Raw genomic sequence first — 19,576 nt, forward strand, 5'->3', positions numbered from 1 at the left:
CGCCCCTTTAGTTCGAGAAACCGGCAAAGCGCCGCACGGTCTGACCATCTGTCAGCGCCGCGCCGCCTGCCACGACGATCTCTTGGCCATCCGACAGACCGCTCAGCACACGAACATCACCGGTCTGGGTCGGCTCGATGGTCACCGGCACGCGCTGCACGGTCCCTTCATCGGCGCCAACCGGGTCAAAAACCATGACCCCCAATTCGCCAGCGGCATCAGCAACGATTGCCGTCGCGGGCACGATGATGCCTACACGCTGGTCCCGCACCTTGGCGTTTACCGTCACCGAGGACCCCGGCAGGATCTGCAAGCCTTCGGGCGGGGTCAGCCCGAACTGGATGCGATAGGTCTGCCCGACGCTGGAGGATTCGGCATCGAATTCGCGGATTTCCAGTGGAAAAACCTCATCACTGACCGGGAATTTGGCGGTAAGCGTTATGTCATCCTGCTGACCCGAGCGCTGGAAAAGGATTTCGGGCACGTCCACCTCGATCCGCAATTCGGACATGTCGTGAATGCGGACAATAGGGGTGCCTGCCGACACGGTGGTAAACGCCTCGACCGCGCGGCTGGACACCAGCGCGTCGAAGGGGGCCGTCAGCGTGGCGTGTTCCAGTTCATATTCGGCATCGCGCAGGGCGATGGCGGCCAGTTGCGCCTCGGTCTCGGCGTCATCGACCGCCACCTGGCTGGCTGTGGTGCCCCGCAACCGGGACAGACGGGCCACGGTCCGGTCCGCTTGTTCCTTTTGCAGCTTCGCGCGGTTCAGGCGCAATTCGAACGGTTCCTGATCCAGACGCGCAATCAGGTTGTCCTTGGGGATCACGAAACCCTCGGTCACTGGCATCTCGACAATCTGCCCCGGCACCTGAAAAGCAAGGTCCACCGTCTGGCGCGCCGCCACGCGGCCAAAGAACTGGCGCGAAAAGCCGGGCTCGGTCTCACGCACCAGCATCAGTTTTACGGGTTTCGAAACCTCCTGCGCGGCCATCGGAGTTGCCAGAACGGCCATAGCAAGGCCCAGAGCGGTCAGCAGTTTCATTTTTTCAATCCCTCGGGAATTCCGGTTTTCAGAACGTTGTCACGGATTTTGCGCGCCAGTTGCGCGAATTGAGCGGTTTCTTCGGCATTCAGACCGGATGCCCGGTGAAACAGCTTTCCGGCCTCGGCCACCAGCATGTCGCGGGCCTCGTGGCCTTTGTCGGTCAGCACCAGCAGCAAGGCCCGACGGTCGGCGGGGTCTTTCTCGCGGGTCAGATAACCAGCCTGTTCCAGCGCATCCGCGGTAGCCGTGATGGTAGATGGAACACTTAACATATCCGCGGCTAGCACACCCATGCGTTTGGGCTGATCCAGCTTGATCAGCATGTGGCATTCCGGGTGGCTCAGCTCGGTTTCGATGCACTCGAAAGTCTCTTCCAGTTTCCAGTAAAGCGCATAGACACCCATGATCGCCTGTATCTCGGGCGTCAGGTGATCCGGCCTGCTGTTTGTGTCGTCCGACATGGGACCTCTCGTGCTGTGTCTTGGCGCGATATACTTCATTTTCAGAACTATTCAAGATACGAAGGTGATTTCCCGCCACCTCAGCCCTTGCCCTCGGGTCAACATACCTTGATCAAACCCTGCCGAGACTGCATTTTGAGCGAATCCAAGCGATTCAGGACCCGCCATGTACACGCCCGCCATCACCGGAACCGGTGTTTTCACGCCCGAGAACGTCATTACCAATGCCGAACTCGTTCAGGCTTTCAACGCCTATGCCGACAAGCAGAACGCCCAAAATGCCGATGCGATTGCGGCGGGGCAGATCGAGCCGATGCAACATTCCTCGGAAGAATTCATCGTCAAGGCGTCGGGCATTCAGAACCGGTTTGTGATGGACAAATCCGGCGTGCTGGACCCGGATGTCATGCACCCGCTGCTGCGCCAGCGCAGCGATGATGAGCCGGGGATCATGACCGAGATGGCGGTGGATGCCTGCAACAAGGCGCTGGCGCAGGCGGGGCGCAAAGCCGAAGACGTCGATCTGGTAATCTGCGCGGCGTCGAACCACGAACGCGCTTACCCGGCGATTGCCATCGAGATTCAGCAGGCGCTGGGGATCGACGGGTTCGGGTTCGACATGAATGTCGCCTGTTCCTCGGCCACTTTCGGCATTCAGGCAGCGGCGGATATGGTGCGGTCAGGCTCGGTCCGGGCGGCGCTGGTGGTGAACCCCGAGATTTGTTCGGGCCATCTCGAATGGCGCGACCGCGATTGCCACTTCATCTTTGGTGACGTGGCCACGGCCACCCTGATCGAACGGATCGAAGACGCCACCGGCCCGCATTTCGAGGTTCTTTCGACCCGCTGCGCCACCGCGTTTTCCAACAATATCCGCAATAACAATGGCTTCCTGCGCCGCTCGCGCCCCGACGGGGTAGTCGACAGGCGCGACATGCAGTTCATGCAGAACGGGCGCAAAGTGTTCAAGGAAGTGCTGCCCATGGTCAGCAAGCACATCAGCGATCACATGGAGGCCGAGGGCGTCGCCAGCACCGATCTGAAACGTCTGTGGTTGCATCAGGCCAACAAGACGATGAACGATTTCATCGGCAAAAAGGTTCTGGGCCGCGAGCCCGAAGCCGGTGAACAGCCCAACATCCTGCAGGACTACGCCAACACCTCGTCCGCCGGGTCCATCATTGCCTTTTCGCAATACTCTGACGATCTGGAAGATGGCGAGATTGGTCTGATCTGTTCCTTCGGGGCTGGCTATTCGGTCGGATCGGTGATCATCAAACGGCGCGGTTAGCCTTTTACCGCGTAGATGCGGAACGCCGCACCCTGCGCGCGGGGCAGTTCGGTCACATTGTCCGGCAGATCGCCGTTCAGCAGCCCGGCCAGAAACCCCTCACCCTTAGACACCGACGACCAGTATTCTGTCCGGGCGTTGGCTTCGCAGACCAGAATATAGTCGATGCCCAACGCGGCAAGGCGGGGGCCAGTGTCGCGGGCTTCGGACCGGAACAGGTCAATCTGCGCGAGGTTTCCGGCCTCATTCCGATGGTAGTTCCCCCCCAGAACCGAATGATCCGTGTCGCGCAGGATGTACGAGGCATAGTCGAAATCGGCGAGGATCAGACCGGGTTTCAGATCGCGCAACGGGCGTGTGGCCTGCGGTGTGGTGCAGGCATATGCGCTGACCTGCACCGCTGCGCCTGTGTCCGGCACGGTTTCCGCCCCCGCCGCAAGTCGCTTTTCAAGGCTCGCCCCGGTTTTCGGGGACATCAGAACGACAAACGCAACCAAAAGGACACCGAACAGCCTTTGTCCGTTTACCCGGTACTTCTGGTAGATCACCCGCAGAACCTGCGCCTGCACAGCCACCATCGACAGGGCCAGAAAGGTCATCATCCGGGACTGGTACAGGAACAGAACAAACGCAATGGCGATCAGGCCGAGCAGCAGCAAATACTCGATCTTCCGCTCTGACCCATAGGCAAAAACGCCCGCCGCAATCATCGAGAAGACAGAGATCGCGATCAGCGCGACGGTTTCGCCTGCATGTCGCTGGATGAATACGCTGACATTCTGGGCCTCGGTGACCTGGCTCAGCCAAAAGGCGCGCATGTCGGGCGACATCTGGTTGATCGGGTTCTCAAGGCAATAGGGCGCGAAGCTGTACGCCAGACCCACGGCAAGCGCCCCGACCGCCGCAAAGCACCCGAGCCGGGCCCGGACCGACCGGCCCGACGCACCGGCTGCGACCGCCAAAAGCCCAAGCGCCGCCACGCCCGCAGGCAGGGCCACGCTGAGCGTCAGGGAATCGCAGCCAGGGAAAAAGAAACTCTCACCCCCGGTCGTCGCCACCGCTGCCAGCAACAGTGTACCGGCCATCGCGGCCCCGAATTCCATCGTGCGGCGACGGCTGGTTTTGCCGGACAAGACCCAATCGACCGCAACGAACAGGCCGATGAGCCCGATTTGCGCCAGCGATTCCGTGCCGATGGACAGGGACAACGCCAGACACAGGCCCAGCCCAAGACCCGCGTGCCGGATATCCTTGCGGAGAATGAAAAACATCACCGCAGACACAAACAGCAAGACCTGCAACCCATGGTGATCAAAGGAATACTTATCGAATTTGCCCGAACTGTTGATCGCAATCACGGCCATGACCAGAGCGGACACGGCCCCCGCGCGGCCCCCTAATGCGCCGCCGATGATCGCGAACGCCCACAAAAGCAGCCCGGCCAGCAGCGTGGGCCACAGGAAGGCGGTAAATTGATAGGCAGCATCCGGCGGCAGCACCAGACTGCTCAGCGCATAAATCCCGGCAATGGGCGCATCGATCAGGCGGGACCAGTGCATCAACGTGCCGCCATCCGGCCCCAGCCGGTGCTGATAGGGATCGAACCACCCCTGCCCGCCCAGCAGATCGGACACCGCAACCCAGCGCATGATGTCATCAGGACCTTGAACATAACCGCCAAGGGTCATCAGGCCGACAAGCACCGCAAGAGCGGCCATGTAAAGCCGGCACGCAGTTTTATCCGTCAGGATCCTGTACGATCCCTGCACTTTTTGCATGTTTCTTTGCCTTCAGCACTCTTGTCTGAAAGGCTGTCTACGAGATCGAAGTGACATAATTGAGGCAGAATTTTACTGCCGCACCACCGTCAGTGGTGCCCGTCCGCCAAGGCCCGGATCAGGGCTGACTGACGCTTTCTTCTTCCAGATGCAGCTTCATCTCGATCAGAACCTGCTGCAGCAGGCTGGTTTCCTTCAGCAGCCGCTTGGCCTCGTTCACGGTTATGATCCCGTCCTCGATAGCCGCCTGATACTCGGTCATCAGCATGGCGAACCGCTGGCTCAGCGCAATGACGTCCGAGTTCACCCCACCGGTCCGCGGCGCTTCGGTGTTGCGGCCGTCATAGGACAAGGTGATGTTCTTCAGATCCGCCAGAGCCGAGGTCACATGGGGGTAGGTCGCCACATTCTCAAGGCGGGCGACCGCGTCTACGGGCATGAACCGGTCGGCATGTTCGGCATTGTCGGAATAATACCGGCCCAACGTGGCCTTTGACTTGCCCGTAATCTCGCACGCCGCTTCTATGCCGACATCCTTCACCAGGGATTCCGTGTGCTTTTTCAGATAAGCCCCAATATCTGCCATCGTTTTACCTTTGTTACCCGCGCGCCCTGTCCTGCCCATTTGATTTGGGGGAAAGGGAAGGGAAATTTCCCATACTCCAGTCATAATTGAAATGCCATAAATTGACTATCCCTCAGATATGCGGGGGATTTTGTGAGTGAGTGGCGGCAGTTCTTGCCGGTAACGAGTGATAGTGGGACGGGATTTCAGTCTTCACAACGTTTAGGCCACATGTTGGCCGACGGCGTCGCTGTTGCGAGCGCGGGGGCTCCATCCCCATAGAGCGTGTGCTCGGTCTTCGCAGCTGCAATGGCGACGTCGCTTTCCACCGCCATTGATGACTTGTTCCTTTCTGTCCGGCGTTCTAGACCCGCCACATGGCAAAACTGTATTTCAATTACTCCACCATGAACACGGGCAAATCGACCGTGTTGCTGCAGGCCTCGCACAACTACCGCGAGCGGGGCATGGACACCTATCTGATGACCGCCGCCGTGGACGGGCGCGCCGGGACCGGGCGGATCGCCTCACGCATCGGGATTTCCGAGCAAGCGGATACGTTTCGCCCCGAAGACGACGTGTTTTCGATGATCGAAACGCGCTTGGGTCAGGGCCGGGTCGCCTGTGTGTTCGTGGATGAGGCGCAGTTTCTGTCCGAAGATCAGGTCTGGCAACTGGCCCGTGCGGTCGATGACCTGAAGGTTCCCGTTCTGGCCTACGGCCTGCGGGTCGATTTTCAGGGCAAGCTGTTCCCCGGTTCTGCCGCCTTGCTGGCGCTGGCCGATGAGATGCGTGAGGTGCGCACGATCTGCGAATGCGGTCGCAAGGCGACGATGGTGATTCGTCAGGACGAGAACGGCAACACCATCACCGAAGGCGCGCAAGTGCAGATCGGCGGGAACGAGACCTATGTCTCGCTCTGCCGCAAACACTGGCGCGAGGCCGTGGGCGCCTAGACCGGATTCGGCAGGTCAGCTCCCGCGACGAAAGCCGCCACGTTGTCCAGTGCCATGTGCCCCATGCTGGTCCGCACTTCGTCGGTCGCGGTGCCCAGATGCGGCAGCAGGGTAACGTTTTCCATGTCGATCAGGGCCTTGGGGACAGTCGGCTCGAACTCATAAACGTCCAGACCCGCGCCCGCGATCTGGCCCGCTTGCAGGGCAGCGATCAGGGCGGTTTCATCCACGACCTCGCCGCGCGCGATGTTGATCAGGATGGCGGTCGGGTTCATGGCCTGCAGCACCTGCGCGTTGATCAGGTGCTGTGTGTCCGCGCCTCCGGGAACAGCCACGACAAGAAAATCCACCGCTGCGGCCAGAGCGTTCAGGTCGGGAATGTACTCGGCGGGGAAATCCACCTGTTTCGGGCTGCGTGACTGGTAGGCAACCGACATCCCGAACCCGAAATGACACCGCCGCGCGATGGCCTGACCGATCCGGCCCATGCCGACGATACCGACGCGCTTGCCGGTGACGTGATGGCCCAGCATCTGGGTCGGGTGCCAGCCCTGCCATTCCCCTTTGCGGACCAGCCGTTCCCCCTCGCCCGCGCGGCGGGCGGTGGACAGCAGTAAGGTCATGGCGATGTCGGCGGTGGCGTCGGTGACGGCACCCGGTGTGTTGGTTACGGCAATGCCCGCGGCACGGGCGGCGTCCACGTCGATATGATTGAAACCGACCCCGAAATTGGCCAGCAGCTTGCAACGGGGCTTTGGCACAGCGGCGAACACCTGCGCCGAGAACAGATCGCCCAGCGTTGGCACCACAATGTCGAACCCGGACAGCGCCTGCCGCATTTCGTCCTGCGTCATCGGCAGAGTATTGCTGCGGAACTCGACATCGAACTCGGCCTTGGCGCGGGCTTCGACAGCGGCGGTCATCGGGCGGGCGATCAGAAGCTTCATCAGTGCATCCTCCCGCCCCGCGGCACCTTGCCGTCCGGGCCGATCAAAACGATTTCACCCTGCTCATCCGGCAGGCCCAGCACCAGCACCTCGGACATGAACTTGCCGATCTGGCGTGGCGGGAAATTCACCACAGCAATCACCTGCTTGCCCACCAGCGTCGCCGGATCGTAATGCGCGGTGATCTGGGCCGAGGTTTTGCGCTCGCCAATCTCATCGCCAAAGTCGATCCACATCTTGATCGCGGGTTTGCGGGCCTCGGGGTAGGGCTCGGCGCGGGTTACTTCGCCCACGCGGATGTCGACCTTGAGGAACTCGTCAAAAGTAATCTCACTCACGGGACAGCTCCCTGGATCGGTCGGTTGCGGCTTTGACAGCACGGTGCAACAGGTCCGGGAACCCCTCTTCCTCGTGCATCAGCACCTCAAGCGCCGCCTGCGTGGTGCCATTGGGCGAGGTCACGTTGACCCGCAATTGCGAGGGGTCTTCCTCGGCCGCCATCGCCAGCGCACCTGACCCGGCCACGGTGGATTTCGCCAGCTTCATCGCCAGTTCATGCGGCAGCCCCTGCGCCTGACCGGCAGCGGCCAGCGTTTCGATCAGGTGAAAGACATAGGCCGGACCGGACCCGCTGAGGCCGGTCACCGCGTCCATTTGAGCCTCAGACTCCAAACGCACGGTTTCGCCGATAGCTGACAGAAGGTTTTCGGCAAGCTCCAGATCCGCCGCCGAAGACCGGGCGTTGCCGATCAACGCGGTGATCCCCTGACGGATAGCAGCAGGCGTATTCGGCATCGCGCGGATGATCGGTGTACCGGACCCCAGAATATTCTCGAAGGTGGCAATCGACGTGCCCGCAGCCACGGAAATGAACAGGCTGCCGCCGCCCAGCGCCTGAATGGCGGGCAGGGCCTCGCCCATCATCTGCGGCTTGACGGCCACCAGCACCACGGCGGGCGCTTCGGGCAGCGGTGTGTTGATGTTGACGCCCTGTGCTTTCAGCCAGTCCGAGGGATAGGGATCAATCACCCAGACGGAAGCGGCGGGCAGGCCGTGTTCCAGCCAACCCGCCAACATTGCGGAACCCATCTTTCCGCACCCCAAAAGCACCAGACCCTGCTCGGCCACGCGAGACATGTCCATTGGTTTGCCCCTCCCCTGACTTAAAAGGTTCGGGGCAAAGCTTTACGCCCGGCCGTAGGCCTCTGCAATGGCGACTTGCATCGCTTCTTCGGGCGTCCGGTTGCCCCATGTCACCAGCTGAATCGCCGGATAGTAGCGCTCGGCGCTCATGACGGCGGCGGTGATCATCGTGTCGATCTGGTCGGGGCTGGCCGTCTGGCCGCCCGCAAGAACCAGACCGTAGCGATAGACCATCAGTTTCTGGTTCGCCCAGTAGGTGAACGCCCCCGCCCAGCACTGGTCGTTCATTTTGTTGAGCAACTCGTACAGTTCGGATTCACGCTCGGTCGGTGGCTCCATTTCGAACGAGCACACCATGCGCAGCGTTTCGTCATAGTTGGACCAGGCCAGCGTGATCGAATAGGTCCGCCACTGCCCTTCGACCGCCATGGCGATCTGATCGTCGCCAATGCGATCGAAATCCCAGTCGTGATGTTCAGCCAGATGTTCAACAATATCGATTGGATGAAGGTCTTCTTCTAGAAACTGCTCGGAAAGGGCCATAATGCCACCTCACTACTCTCTAGCATTTTGGGGCTGGCAGCGCCCCAGCGCTAGTTGCCTGCTCTACAAGCCGGGCTTCCCCCGTAGGCCTGTACTAAATATGGTGCGACGCGAGATGGGTTCTGACAACCCTATTTATTGGGGATAACAGCAATAAGTTGTGGACGAATGGCAACGCCGATCAAAATATTGGCGTCGTGTACAGCTTTGTCTTGATAAAATTCTGCAAGGCGGCAAGATTCACGTCGCCGCATAATCCGAGGGTGGATTGCACGGCGGTGTACCTGTCATCAAATCCCTGAAACGGACGTTACTTGTCCAGCTTCGCCTCAAGCGCGGCGATCCGCGCCTCGAGCGCGGCGTTTTCCTCGCGGGCTTTCTGAGCCATCGCGCGGACGGCGTCGAATTCCTCGCGGGTGACGAAATCGCGGTCAGCCAGCCAGCGGTCGATCATCGAATTCATCGCATTCTCGGCCTCTTCCCGCGCGCCCTGCGCCACGCCCATGGCGTTGGTCATCAGTTGGGAAACATCGTCGAGGATCTTGTTGCGGGTTTGCATGGCTTTAACTCCGAAATCGCGGTTGTTCTCTATATGGGTAAAGAATGGCCCGGGCTCAAGGTTGACTTGCCCCGCAAACCCCGGGCAATGAGACGCACATGCAGGCTGTTCTGAATTTCCCCGATCTGTCGCCCGAATTGTTCTCGATCTCGCTGTTCGGGTTCGAGTTCGCGCTCAGGTGGTACGCGCTGGCCTATATCGCGGGCATTCTGATCGCGTGGCGCATGGCGGCGATGGCGCTGCGCCGCCCTGCCCTGTGGCGGGATGAGACGCCGCCGATGCGCCCCGAACAGCTAGAGGATCTGATCACTTGGATCATCCTCGGCGTCATTCTGGGCGGGCGGCTGGGCTTTGTGCTGTTCTATCAGCCTGCCTACTACTTGTCGCACCCTGCGGACATCTTGAAAGTCTGGCAGGGCGGGATGGCCTTTCACGGCGGCCTGCTGGGCGTAGTGATTGCCTCGTTTCTGTTTGCCCGCCGCCATCGGATTCCGGCTTTGTCGCTGGGCGATCTGATCGCCTACACGGTGCCCCCCGGCCTGTTGCTGGGGCGTCTGGCAAACTTCGTCAATGCCGAGCTTTGGGGCCGCCCCAGCGAACTGCCCTGGGCGGTGATATTCCCCGGCGGCGCTGCGCAGGATTGCCCGGGCGTTGTGGCTGGACTGTGCGCGCGCCACCCCTCGCAGCTTTATGAAGCCGCGCTCGAGGGGCTTCTGCTCGGTGCACTGCTGATCTGGCTGGCCTATCGCCGCGGCGCGTTTCGCAAACCGGGACTTGTCATGGGTGTGTTTTTGGCGGGCTACGGAGCCTCGCGCTTTATAGTCGAGTTCTTCCGTCAACCCGACGCGCAATTCGTGTCCGAGGGCAACCCGTTGGGATTGGCGCTGCATCTGAGCGGCTATGGGCTCACGATGGGGCAACTCTTGTCGCTGCCGATGATCGCGCTGGGCCTTTGGTTTGCGATGCGCGCACGTCCGGCGACATGACCCTGCGGGATCACCTGATCGCGCGCATCCGCCAGGATGGCCCGATGAGTGTGGCCGACTACATGGCCGAATGCCTGCTGCACCCCACCTTGGGATATTACAGCACGCGCGACCCGCTGGGCGCCGGCGGGGATTTCATCACCGCCCCGGAAATCAGCCAGATGTTCGGGGAGCTGATCGGCCTGAGCCTTGCGCAAAGCTGGCTCGATCAGGGGCAACCTTCCCAAGTTGCACTGGCCGAGCTTGGACCGGGGCGCGGAACCTTGATGGCCGATATCCTGCGCGCCACATGCGGCGTGCCGGGATTTCACGCGGCGGTGCAGGTTGTTCTGCTAGAGGCCTCACCTGCGTTGAAAAAGTTACAGGCCGAGACACTGAAAGGCTATGATCCGCGCTGGATCGACAGCGCGGCTGACCTGCCGGACCTGCCGCTGTTTCTGGTCGCAAATGAGTTCTTCGACGCCCTGCCCATCCGCCAATTTCAAAGGGACGGCGAAGGCTGGCGGGAACGCCTGATCGGAACAACGGACGACTCTTTGACCTTCGGACTGGGTCCGCAAGCGCCACAGGCGGCGCTGAGCGACCGGCTCGAGGACACTCAAGAGGGCGATCTGGTCGAGCTCTGCGCCGGAGCGATTCCGCTTCTGACGGAAATCGCCGGGCGGATTGCAAGGCATGGCGGGGCTGCATTGATCGTGGATTACGGCGATTGGCATTCGCTGGGCGACACGCTGCAGGCGCTCAGGGCGCATGAAAAAACCGACACGCTGGACGCGCCGGGTCAGGCCGATCTGACGGCGCATGTGGATTTCGAACCCCTGGCCATTGCGGCCAAGGCAACCGGTTGCGCCCATACGCGGCTGACCCCGCAGGGCGTGTTTCTGGAACGGCTGGGGATCACCGCCCGGGCGCAGGCGCTGGCCCGGTCGCAGGGCGGTTCGCAACTAGAAAACCTGATTGCCGCACATCGCCGGTTGACGCACCCGGATGAAATGGGAAACCTGTTCAAAGTACTGGGTCTCTATCCGCTTCACTCTGCGCCACCACCGGGACTGGAACCATGACATTGGAAATTCTGACTTCGGACATGCTGTCCCCTGTTCGGCACGGGTTCTTCAGCCGACGGGGCGGGGCCTCGTCCGGGATATTCTCGGGGCTGAATTGTGGCCATGGATCGTCGGACCAGACCGAGGCTGTGGCCCTGAACCGCCGCCGCGTCGCCGATGCGATGGAGGTCGAACCGGACGCGCTGATCGGTGTGCATCAGGTGCATTCCCCGACCGTGATCACGGTCGATGGCCCGGTGAACGGCGAAAAGCCCAAGGCGGATGCCGTGGTTACGGCCACGCCCGGTCTGGCCCTGACCATCCTGACCGCTGACTGCCAGCCGGTCCTGTTCGCCGATCCTGACGCGAAAGTGATCGGGGCCGCGCATGCGGGCTGGCGCGGCGCGCTGAGCGGCGTTCTCGAATCCACGCTGGACGCGATGGAGGAGTTGGGCGCATCGCGCGAAAACACCCGCGCGGTGATCGGCCCGACCATCTCGCAGCGCGCCTACGAGGTCGGGCCCGAGTTTCTGGACGATTTCACCGCCGATTCGCTCGATAACACCCGATTCTTCGCCAATGGACAGGGGGACAGGCTGCTGTTTGACCTGCCCGCCTTTGGCCTGCACCGGCTGCGTCAGGCGGGGCTGGATCAGGTCGAATGGACCCGGCACTGCACCTATTCCGACCCGGACCGCTTCTATTCCTATCGCCGCGCGACCCACGCGAAAGAGGCCGATTATGGCCGCCTGATCTCGGCCATCAGATTGTAGTTTTCGCCACAATTAAGGCAAACCCGCCACCTTTCCGCCACAATTATTGTGTTTACCGGACTCAAGAATCGTGTGGAATTTTGTGCCAGTCCTCAGGTGGTTATCTGACTTACAGACCGTTGATGTCTGGCCTTCTTGTAAAAGGTAAACATCAAACTTCTATTTTTTGTCCGCAATTGATCCCGGTTCAGCCTTATCCGTGCCGCAAACCAGCGTCACGTTAGGGTTTCAAGGGAAACGGGGCGTCAGACCCCAAGCAGAGCAGGATCAGAGAATGAAGACAAAATCTCGGTTTCTCAGCGCCGTGGTTGCGGCGGCTCGGGACCAGAAACTGGAAATGCCGTGGAAGCGGGTTTCAAGCAACTCCCTCAGGGTCGCGCGCCGTTTGGCAACACGACGCTGAAACAGAATACCCAAGGGGCCAGCTGCCGGTCCCGACGGGTTTAAGGCGCATCAGGGACTGCTCCGGTCTGATGCGTTGCGGGTCGCGGCCCTGACCGCGACCAGTGTTCGGAGTGTGTGCGCGGGAAATTGCAACCCGCAAAGTACGAGTTTGTCTGGGGGGTCAATGTGTTGACCGATGGGATGCGAAATTTATTCGCTGTGTGCTGGATTACAGACCGGCGCCCAGAGGTTGTCCATTTATTTCAAGGCAAAGAACCAAACCGTCAGGCGGGAATGTATGGGGATTTCTCTCGGCTGTTCGGACATTTAGAGGGGAAGGAATATCGATGACTATTCCTAATTCATTGGCCCGGGCGGCCAGAAACGCCGTCGAAACGACGGCACTGCTGAAAAATGCACCGCGCCCGGCCACCAAAAGAAAAGCGCAACTGCGCCGCTACGAAGTCAGCACGTTGCTGAAGAACGGCGAGGTCGCGCAGACCCGCCATATCGCGCCGGCGCTGCCCATGTTCGAAGACGCGTTCTGCGCCTTCACCCGTGGCTCGTTGGTGGAAACCGAACTTGGCCCGATGGCGATCGAGGATCTGATGCCCGGCGATACGGTCCTGACGCAGGATGGCGCGTCGGAAACGGTTCTATGGAAGGGGTCTGTCACTCTGATCCCCGGACGCGAGGACGCCAGGGGCCGCACTCGCCCGCTGACGCGGATCATGGCCGATACGTTCGGCATGCAAAAACCGATGTCCGGCGTCATTGCCGGCCCGGCTGCCCGCATTCTGGGCACGCCCGCGCATCTGCGCCACCTGAATGAAGGCGCACCGATTCTGACGCCGGTCTCCGAGTTTCAGGACGGGATGGGGGTGATTGAGACAATGCCGCCTACGCCCGTGGAATTGTTTCACATTTGCCTAAAACGGCATTCCGTTATCCGCGTGGATGGTTTACAATTTGAAACATATCACCCAGGTGTGAACGCGGTCCGGATGATCAGCCATTCGCTACGGTCAATCTATCTGAACCTGTTTGCGCATATCGAATCGCTGAACGATTTTGGCCCGCTGCTGATGCCGCGCGCCGGAGACGGAGAGGTAGACGCGATCACGGCCTGAGATGTTAATGATTACTGCAGTGTGGGGGCATTATGCAGATATTACTAAGTTGGATACTTTCGTTGGCGATTGCGGCCATGTTGCCGCCAATCGCCCTGAGTGCACGCGGCGCGCAGCTTAAGCCGTCCGGCTCATTCGTTCTTCCAAAACGTCGAACGGCACGCCTGGCTCGTCTTTTGCGCCTCGGATAACAAGCGATGTCTTGACGCTGGCCACGTTCGGCGTGGTCAGTAGCTCGCCGGTCAAAAACTGCTGAAAACTGCTTAGGTCCGGGGCCACGCATTTCAGCATGAAATCCACCTCGCCGTTCAGCATGTGGCATTCGCGGACCAGCGGCCAGTCGCGGCAGCGTTCTTCAAATGCGCTGAGTTCCGATTCGGCCTGACTGTCCAGACCGACCATCACAAAGACCTGAACCTCGAATCCCAGTTCGCGGGCGTTCACATCGGCATGGTAGCCGGTGATGTAGCCGGATTCTTCCAGCGTGCGCACCCGCCGCAGACAGGGCGGGGCCGAGATTCCGACACGTTTGGCCAGTTCAACATTGGTCATACGACCGTCCGCCTGCAATTCTGCCAGAATCTTGCGGTCGATTTCATCCAGCCGAGTCGTGACCATCAAATGCTCCTGATTTTTCGGTTGTTATATCAGTACCCCGCCCATGCGCAATAATGTTTCGCATCCGCGCAATTTTGTTGATCTTGCGATTCACAGGCCGGGCGCAGCCCTGCCCGCAGCGCATGGTGGATCAGGGGCAAGAGGGGGCTTTAAGCCCTGCCCGCCCCTCGCTATATCGGTGCGACGGGCAAACGGCCCGGTTCAGGCAGTTCGAGCGGGGATACCATGACCGAGACACGTCACACCAAGGTTCTGATCATCGGGTCGGGGCCCGCAGGGTACACGGCCGGCGTCTATGCCAGCCGCGCGATGCTAAACCCCATTCTGGTGCAGGGGATCGAACCCGGCGGCCAGCTGACCACCACCACCGAGGTCGAGAACTGGCCCGGCGATACCGAGGTTCAGGGCCCCGATCTGATGGTCCGGATGCAGGATCACGTAAAAGCGATGGGTTGCGAAGTGATTGGCGATATCATCAGCGATCTGGATCTGAGCCATCGGCCTTTTACGGCCAAGGGCGACAATGGCAGCACCTATACCGCCGACGCCGTCATTCTGGCCACCGGTGCCCGCGCGAAATGGCTTGGCCTGCCGTCGGAAGAAAAGTTCAAGGGCTTTGGCGTCTCGGCCTGTGCCACCTGTGACGGGTTCTTCTATCGCGGTCAGGAAATCGTGGTGATCGGCGGCGGCAACACCGCCGTGGAAGAGGCGCTGTTCCTGACCAACTTCGCCAGCAAGGTCACCCTGATCCACCGCCGGGACGAGCTGCGGGCCGAGAAAATCCTGCAGGATCGACTGATGAAGAATGAAAAGATCGAGCCTTTGTGGTTCCATGAGCTGGACGAGGTGATCGGCACCGATGCCCCGCTGGGCGTCGAAGGTGTCCGGGTCAAGAATGTCAAAACCGGCGAGATCACCGAGATCCCGTGCAAAGGCGTGTTCGTCGCCATCGGCCACGCGCCTGCCAACGAACTGGTCAAAGACACGCTGGACACTCATATGGGCGGCTATGTCGTGACCAAACCCGGCACCACCGAAACCTCGGTCCCCGGCGTCTTCGCCGCGGGCGATCTGACAGACCACGTCTACCGTCAGGCCGTCACCAGCGCAGGCATGGGCTGTATGGCCGCACTCGACGCCGAGCGGTTCCTGGCCGAGCAGGAGTAACAGGTCCTGGAATTCTCGGGCCCGGTCTGGAGAATTCTGTTTCTGTCGCAAATCGACGCCCCTCTGGCCCCCGCAAGGGCACCCGAGGGGCGTTTTCATTACGCGGGGCAAACGGCGCTTTACGCCTCGCTCAGCGCCGAGGGGGCCGGGGTCGCGATCCGGCGCTATGTCTCGGCGGGCGACCCGCCACGGGTATTGCTGCGCACGCGTATCGCGGGGGCTCGGCTGGTGGACCTGCGTGGACAGCGCGAGGCGTCGATTGTCTGGCAGGACATACACGGCGATACGGGCCGTTCCCCGACATGGCAGTTTTCGGACAATGCCCGTTCCGAAGGGGCTGACGGGTTGCTGTATAGCTCACGTTCGCGCCCCGACCTCGGCCATATCGTACTGTTCAATATCTCTTCTGCGCTGATCCACGTCGATGCACCGGCAACCACATGGGTTCCGTCTTATTCCTAACCCTAGCTTGACCCGTTCGCGCACCCGTATCAGACTCGGGCATAAGCAAAGCGAATGCAGGTGATCTGATTGGATAACCCCCTTTGGCGTGGTGGCTGGTCGACCCGGCTCAGGATTGGCAGCGGTCTGGTCCTGTTCACCTTTACCTTTTTTCACTTCATAAATATCGGTCTGGGCCTGTTTCACACCGATTTCCTGCACGGCATGCAAGACGGTCGCAAAGCCGTCACCCGCCACGATGTCATGAGCGTGGTTCTCTACATCGCGCTGTTTTTGCACGCGGGGCTGGCGCTGACATCGATCGCGCAGCGCAGGACCTTGCGCATGCCGTTCAGTACGGCCCTGCAGATCATTCTGGGGCTGCTGATTCCGCTTCAGCTTATCTCTCACATCGTGCAAACCCGCTTCGCGCACGAGGTTTTCGACGTCAATGACGAGATGGGCTATATCATCGTGCTGATGTGGCCCAATTCCGCCATCTGGATGCAAAGCCTGTTGCTGTTGCTGGTCTGGGTGCATGGCTGCATCGGCCTTCACATGTGGCTGCGGCTGACAGCTTGGTGGCGCAAGGCCGTGCCCTATCTGATCGGCGTGGCGGTCTTTATCCCCTCGTTCGCGCTGGCGGGGTTGCTGACCGAAGGGCGGCGCATCTGGGCCGATTTCGCGGATGAGTTCCTGCGGCAGCAATATATCGAACATTATAACTGGCCCTCGCCCGAAGCCTTTCAGACCTTGTTCAGCGTCAAGGACAATGCGGTGGCGGCATTTCTCGCGGCGCTTGCGGTGACCGCGATGGTCTTTGTCGGGCGCAAACTGTGGCGGCGCAGGCATTCCGTCCGGGTGACCTATTCGCGCGGCCCCGAGGTTGTGGCGGAGAAGGGCATGACGCTGCTTGAAATCTCACAGGCGAACGGCATCCCGCATACGGCGCTCTGCGGCGGCAAGGGGCGCTGTACCACCTGCCGGGTCATCATCGAGGACGGCTCGGATTTCCTGCCCCCACCCAGCGAGGTCGAGGCCCGCAGCCTGGCCGCAGTTGGCGCGTCGCCGCAAACCCGGCTGGCCTGCCAGATCCGCCCGACCGACCCGATTTCGATCTATCGCGTGTATCGCCCCGATGGCGGGCGCAACCGCGGCCACGCCAGCCAGGGACAGGAACGCCAGCTGGCGGTTCTGTTTCTGGACATGCGCAGCTTTACCGCGCGCACCACGGGACAGTTGCCATATGACATCGTGTTCCTGCTGAACCGCTTTTTCGACGCCATCGTCCCGGCAATCACCGCAGATGGCGGTGTTGTCGACAAATATATGGGAGACGGCTTGCTCGCCGTGTTCGAAAAACCCGACGCCGCCGCCTCGGCCAAAGCCGGGCTGAAAGCGGCCATCGACATCAGCAAGGCACTGGAGCGTTTCAACGAAAAGCTCGAAGCCGAAGGAAGCCCCGGAATTCGCATCGGGATGGGCCTGCATCTGGGTGATCTGGTTTTGGGTGAGATCGGCGCCGAAGGCCATGCCCCCCGCACCATCATCGGCGACGCAGTCAATGTCGCCAGCCGTCTGGAAGGCCAAACCAAAGCACTGGGTGTCGAGCTTCTGGTTTCAGGCGAACTGCTGACAGCAGCGGGCCTGACTGTCCCGCCCGCCCGGTTGCAGCGTTTTGAGCTGCGGGGCGTCCAGCACCCGGTTCCCGCGCTGCCAATTCGCCGGGTCTCGGGCTTTGATCCGTCCGTTTACGCGCAGGAACACAAATCCTCGGACTGAGGGAATTGTTGCCATTTTGCGGGACCCTGGTCGGGTTTTGCAGGCGGAAGCGGAAAATCCTTCCAATCCAAAGAAAATCGACGCATATCGTCCTTTGTTTTCAGCATGCCTGTGGACTTCGTTGGACAGCCGGGGCAAATGCCCCTCGAACACCGAGGAATCACTGGTACTTCACCACTGCGATAAGAGTATTCTCATGACGATGTTAAGCAATCTGGCCCCGATCCCCGAGCTGTACGTGTCTTATGACTCGGCCCAGAAACTCAAGGTCGAAGCCGCCGACCTGACAAGCTGGGATCTGAGCCCGCGCCAGATCTGCGATCTGGAACTGCTGATGAATGGTGGGTTCAACCCCCTGAAAGGGTTCCTGAGCGAGGCGGATTACGACAACGTCGTCGAAAACATGCGTCTGGCCGATGGCACATTGTGGCCGATGCCGATCACGCTGGATGTCAGCGAAGATTTCGCCGACGGCATCGAACTGGGTCAGGACATCGCCCTGCGCGACCAGGAGGGCGTGATCCTCGGCACCATGACCGTGACCGACCGCTGGACCCCGGACAAGGCTCGCGAGGCCGAGAAGGTGTTTGGCGCGGATGACGATGCCCACCCTGCCGTCAACTACCTGCACAATGTTGCAGGCAAGGTCTATCTGGGCGGCCCGGTGGTCGGCATCCAGCAGCCCGTCCACTATGATTTCCGCGCCCGCCGCGACACCCCGAACGAGATGCGCGCCTTTTTCCGCAAGCTGGGCTGGCGCCGTATCGTGGCCTTCCAGACCCGCAACCCGCTGCACCGCGCGCATCAGGAACTGACCTTCCGCGCCGCCAAGGAAGCGCAGGCCAACCTGCTGATCCACCCGGTTGTCGGCATGACCAAGCCCGGTGATGTGGACCACTTCACCCGCGTGCGCTGCTATGAGGCGGTTCTGGACAAGTATCCGGCCTCGACGACCTCGATGAGCCTGCTGAACCTCGCCATGCGCATGGCCGGCCCGCGCGAGGCGGTCTGGCATGGTCTGATCCGGGCCAACCATGGCTGCACCCATTTCATCGTCGGTCGCGACCATGCGGGTCCGGGCAAGAACTCGACCGGTGAGGATTTCTATGGGCCTTATGACGCGCAGGACCTGTTCCGCCAGTACCAGGATGAAATCGGCGTCGAGATGGTTGATTTCAAACACATGGTCTATGTGCAGGAACGCGCCCAGTACGAGCCGAATGACGAGATCCTCGACAAGGATGACGTAACGATCCTGAACATCAGCGGCACCGAACTGCGCCGCCGTCTGGCCGAGGGTCTGGAAATCCCCGAATGGTTCAGCTTCCCCGAAGTGGTCGCCGAGCTGCGCAAGACCAAACCGCCGCGCAGCCAGCAGGGCTTTACCGTGTTCTTCACCGGCTTCTCAGGGAGCGGCAAATCCACCATCGCCAACGCGCTTATGGTCAAGCTGATGGAGATGGGGGGCCGTCCGGTCACTCTGCTGGATGGGGACATCGTTCGTAAGAACCTGTCGTCGGAACTGGGTTTCTCAAAAGAGCATCGCGACCTGAACATCCGCCGCATCGGGTATGTAGCGTCCGAGATCACCAAGAACGGGGGCATTGCCATCTGCGCGCCCATCGCGCCTTATGCCACCACCCGCCGCGCGGTGCGGGAAGAGATCGAACAGTTCGGTGCCTTCTGCGAAGTCCATGTGGCCACCAGCATCGAGGAATGCGAACGCCGCGACCGCAAGGGCCTGTACAAGCTGGCGCGTGAAGGCAAGATCAAGGAATTCACCGGGATTTCAGACCCTTACGACGTTCCCGCGAACCCCGAACTGAGCGTCGAGACCGAGAATGTCGAGGTCGACAACTGCGCCCATCAGGTGCTGCTGAAACTGGAAAGCATGGGCCTGATCGCCGCGACGTAAATCGCAAAAAAACCCAAAAAGCCCCCGGTCCCGCCGGGGGCTT

20 protein-coding genes are annotated in these 19,576 nt (G+C 60.9%); 10 read left to right on the plus strand and 10 right to left on the minus strand.

Going from position 1 to position 19,576, the window contains the following annotated elements; all coding sequences use genetic code 11:
- Window positions 1-7: 7 nt before the first annotated feature.
- Window positions 8-1,045 (minus strand): efflux RND transporter periplasmic adaptor subunit, encoded by a 1,038-nt coding sequence (locus tag ACR0K1_RS20855; RefSeq protein ID WP_480851784.1) that lies wholly within the window; start codon window positions 1,043-1,045, stop codon window positions 8-10.
- Complete coding sequence (locus tag ACR0K1_RS20860; RefSeq protein ID WP_480612489.1) at window positions 1,042-1,509, minus strand: MarR family winged helix-turn-helix transcriptional regulator; 468 nt, start codon at window positions 1,507-1,509, stop codon at window positions 1,042-1,044. Before ACR0K1_RS20860 ends, ACR0K1_RS20855 begins: the two co-directional genes overlap by 4 nt.
- 166 nt (window positions 1,510-1,675) lie before the next feature.
- Here ACR0K1_RS20860 and ACR0K1_RS20865 point away from each other — a divergent pair, with 166 nt between their 5' ends.
- Complete coding sequence (locus tag ACR0K1_RS20865; protein ID WP_480612490.1) at window positions 1,676-2,800, plus strand: beta-ketoacyl-ACP synthase III; 1,125 nt, start codon at window positions 1,676-1,678, stop codon at window positions 2,798-2,800.
- Here the strand turns inward: ACR0K1_RS20865 and ACR0K1_RS20870 are convergent.
- Both ACR0K1_RS20870 and ACR0K1_RS20875 read right to left on the minus strand, forming a co-directional pair.
- Window positions 2,797-4,518 (minus strand): hypothetical protein, encoded by a 1,722-nt coding sequence (locus ACR0K1_RS20870; RefSeq protein ID WP_480612491.1) that lies wholly within the window; start codon window positions 4,516-4,518, stop codon window positions 2,797-2,799. The two genes, ACR0K1_RS20865 and ACR0K1_RS20870, sit on opposite strands and share 4 nt — an antisense overlap.
- Window positions 4,519-4,696: 178 nt before the next feature.
- On the minus strand, window positions 4,697-5,164 hold the full coding sequence (locus ACR0K1_RS20875; RefSeq protein WP_480612492.1) for a hypothetical protein: 468 nt from the start codon (window positions 5,162-5,164) through the stop codon (window positions 4,697-4,699).
- 356 nt (window positions 5,165-5,520) lie between these two features.
- On the opposite strand from ACR0K1_RS20875, the gene ACR0K1_RS20880 reads away from it, so the two are divergent.
- On the plus strand, window positions 5,521-6,099 hold the full coding sequence (locus tag ACR0K1_RS20880) for a thymidine kinase (protein ID WP_480851785.1): 579 nt from the start codon (window positions 5,521-5,523) through the stop codon (window positions 6,097-6,099).
- Here ACR0K1_RS20880 and ACR0K1_RS20885 read toward each other — a convergent pair.
- The 5 genes from ACR0K1_RS20885 to ACR0K1_RS20905 form a co-directional block, all read right to left on the minus strand.
- Window positions 6,096-7,046 (minus strand): 2-hydroxyacid dehydrogenase, encoded by a 951-nt coding sequence (locus ACR0K1_RS20885; protein ID WP_480612494.1) that lies wholly within the window; start codon window positions 7,044-7,046, stop codon window positions 6,096-6,098. The two genes, ACR0K1_RS20880 and ACR0K1_RS20885, sit on opposite strands and share 4 nt — an antisense overlap.
- Window positions 7,046-7,384, minus strand: coding sequence for a tRNA-binding protein (locus ACR0K1_RS20890; RefSeq protein WP_480612495.1), 339 nt, complete (start codon window positions 7,382-7,384; stop codon window positions 7,046-7,048). The genes ACR0K1_RS20885 and ACR0K1_RS20890 overlap by 1 nt, the downstream gene beginning before the upstream one ends.
- Window positions 7,377-8,189, minus strand: a complete 813-nt coding sequence (gene proC, locus ACR0K1_RS20895; RefSeq protein WP_480851786.1) for a pyrroline-5-carboxylate reductase — start codon at window positions 8,187-8,189, stop codon at window positions 7,377-7,379. Before proC ends, ACR0K1_RS20890 begins: the two co-directional genes overlap by 8 nt.
- A gap of 42 nt (window positions 8,190-8,231) precedes the next feature.
- Window positions 8,232-8,732 carry a type III secretion system chaperone family protein gene (locus ACR0K1_RS20900; protein ID WP_480612497.1) on the minus strand — a complete coding sequence of 167 codons (501 nt, stop codon included), beginning with the start codon at window positions 8,730-8,732 and terminating at the stop codon, window positions 8,232-8,234.
- 310 nt (window positions 8,733-9,042) lie between these two features.
- On the minus strand, window positions 9,043-9,291 hold the full coding sequence (locus ACR0K1_RS20905; RefSeq protein WP_480582617.1) for an accessory factor UbiK family protein: 249 nt from the start codon (window positions 9,289-9,291) through the stop codon (window positions 9,043-9,045).
- Between the two features lie 98 nt (window positions 9,292-9,389).
- On the opposite strand from ACR0K1_RS20905, the gene lgt reads away from it, so the two are divergent.
- From lgt to ACR0K1_RS20925, 4 genes are all read left to right on the plus strand, one after another.
- Entirely contained in the window at window positions 9,390-10,277 is an 888-nt protein-coding gene (gene lgt, locus ACR0K1_RS20910; RefSeq protein WP_480851787.1) for a prolipoprotein diacylglyceryl transferase, read from the plus strand.
- Window positions 10,274-11,341, plus strand: a complete 1,068-nt coding sequence (locus ACR0K1_RS20915) for a class I SAM-dependent methyltransferase (RefSeq protein WP_480851788.1) — start codon at window positions 10,274-10,276, stop codon at window positions 11,339-11,341. The genes lgt and ACR0K1_RS20915 overlap by 4 nt, the downstream gene beginning before the upstream one ends.
- Window positions 11,338-12,096 (plus strand): peptidoglycan editing factor PgeF, encoded by a 759-nt coding sequence (gene pgeF, locus ACR0K1_RS20920; protein ID WP_480851789.1) that lies wholly within the window; start codon window positions 11,338-11,340, stop codon window positions 12,094-12,096. The genes ACR0K1_RS20915 and pgeF overlap by 4 nt, the downstream gene beginning before the upstream one ends.
- Before the next feature lie 731 nt (window positions 12,097-12,827).
- Window positions 12,828-13,610, plus strand: a complete 783-nt coding sequence (locus ACR0K1_RS20925) for a Hint domain-containing protein (protein WP_480612501.1) — start codon at window positions 12,828-12,830, stop codon at window positions 13,608-13,610.
- 117 nt (window positions 13,611-13,727) lie between these two features.
- On the opposite strand, the gene ACR0K1_RS20930 is transcribed toward ACR0K1_RS20925, so the two are convergent.
- Window positions 13,728-14,228: an Lrp/AsnC family transcriptional regulator gene (locus ACR0K1_RS20930; protein ID WP_480612502.1), complete on the minus strand. Its 501-nt coding sequence runs from the start codon at window positions 14,226-14,228 to the stop codon at window positions 13,728-13,730.
- 225 nt (window positions 14,229-14,453) lie between these two features.
- Between ACR0K1_RS20930 and trxB the strand changes: the two genes are divergently transcribed.
- The 4 genes from trxB to ACR0K1_RS20950 all read left to right on the plus strand — a co-directional run bounded on the left by trxB (window position 14,454) and on the right by ACR0K1_RS20950 (window position 19,533).
- Window positions 14,454-15,395, plus strand: coding sequence for a thioredoxin-disulfide reductase (gene trxB / locus ACR0K1_RS20935; protein ID WP_480612503.1), 942 nt, complete (start codon window positions 14,454-14,456; stop codon window positions 15,393-15,395).
- A 33-nt stretch (window positions 15,396-15,428) separates the two neighbouring features.
- The gene (locus ACR0K1_RS20940; RefSeq protein ID WP_480851792.1) at window positions 15,429-15,857 is read left to right on the plus strand and encodes an RES family NAD+ phosphorylase; all 429 of its coding nucleotides are present in this window, start codon (window positions 15,429-15,431) and stop codon (window positions 15,855-15,857) included.
- 69 nt (window positions 15,858-15,926) lie between these two features.
- Window positions 15,927-17,618: an adenylate/guanylate cyclase domain-containing protein gene (locus ACR0K1_RS20945; RefSeq protein WP_480851790.1), complete on the plus strand. Its 1,692-nt coding sequence runs from the start codon at window positions 15,927-15,929 to the stop codon at window positions 17,616-17,618.
- Between the two features lie 196 nt (window positions 17,619-17,814).
- Window positions 17,815-19,533 (plus strand): bifunctional sulfate adenylyltransferase/adenylylsulfate kinase, encoded by a 1,719-nt coding sequence (locus ACR0K1_RS20950; protein ID WP_480612506.1) that lies wholly within the window; start codon window positions 17,815-17,817, stop codon window positions 19,531-19,533.
- The last annotated feature ends 43 nt before the right edge of the window (window positions 19,534-19,576 follow it).

This window comes from Ruegeria sp. F5, assembly GCF_056533845.1.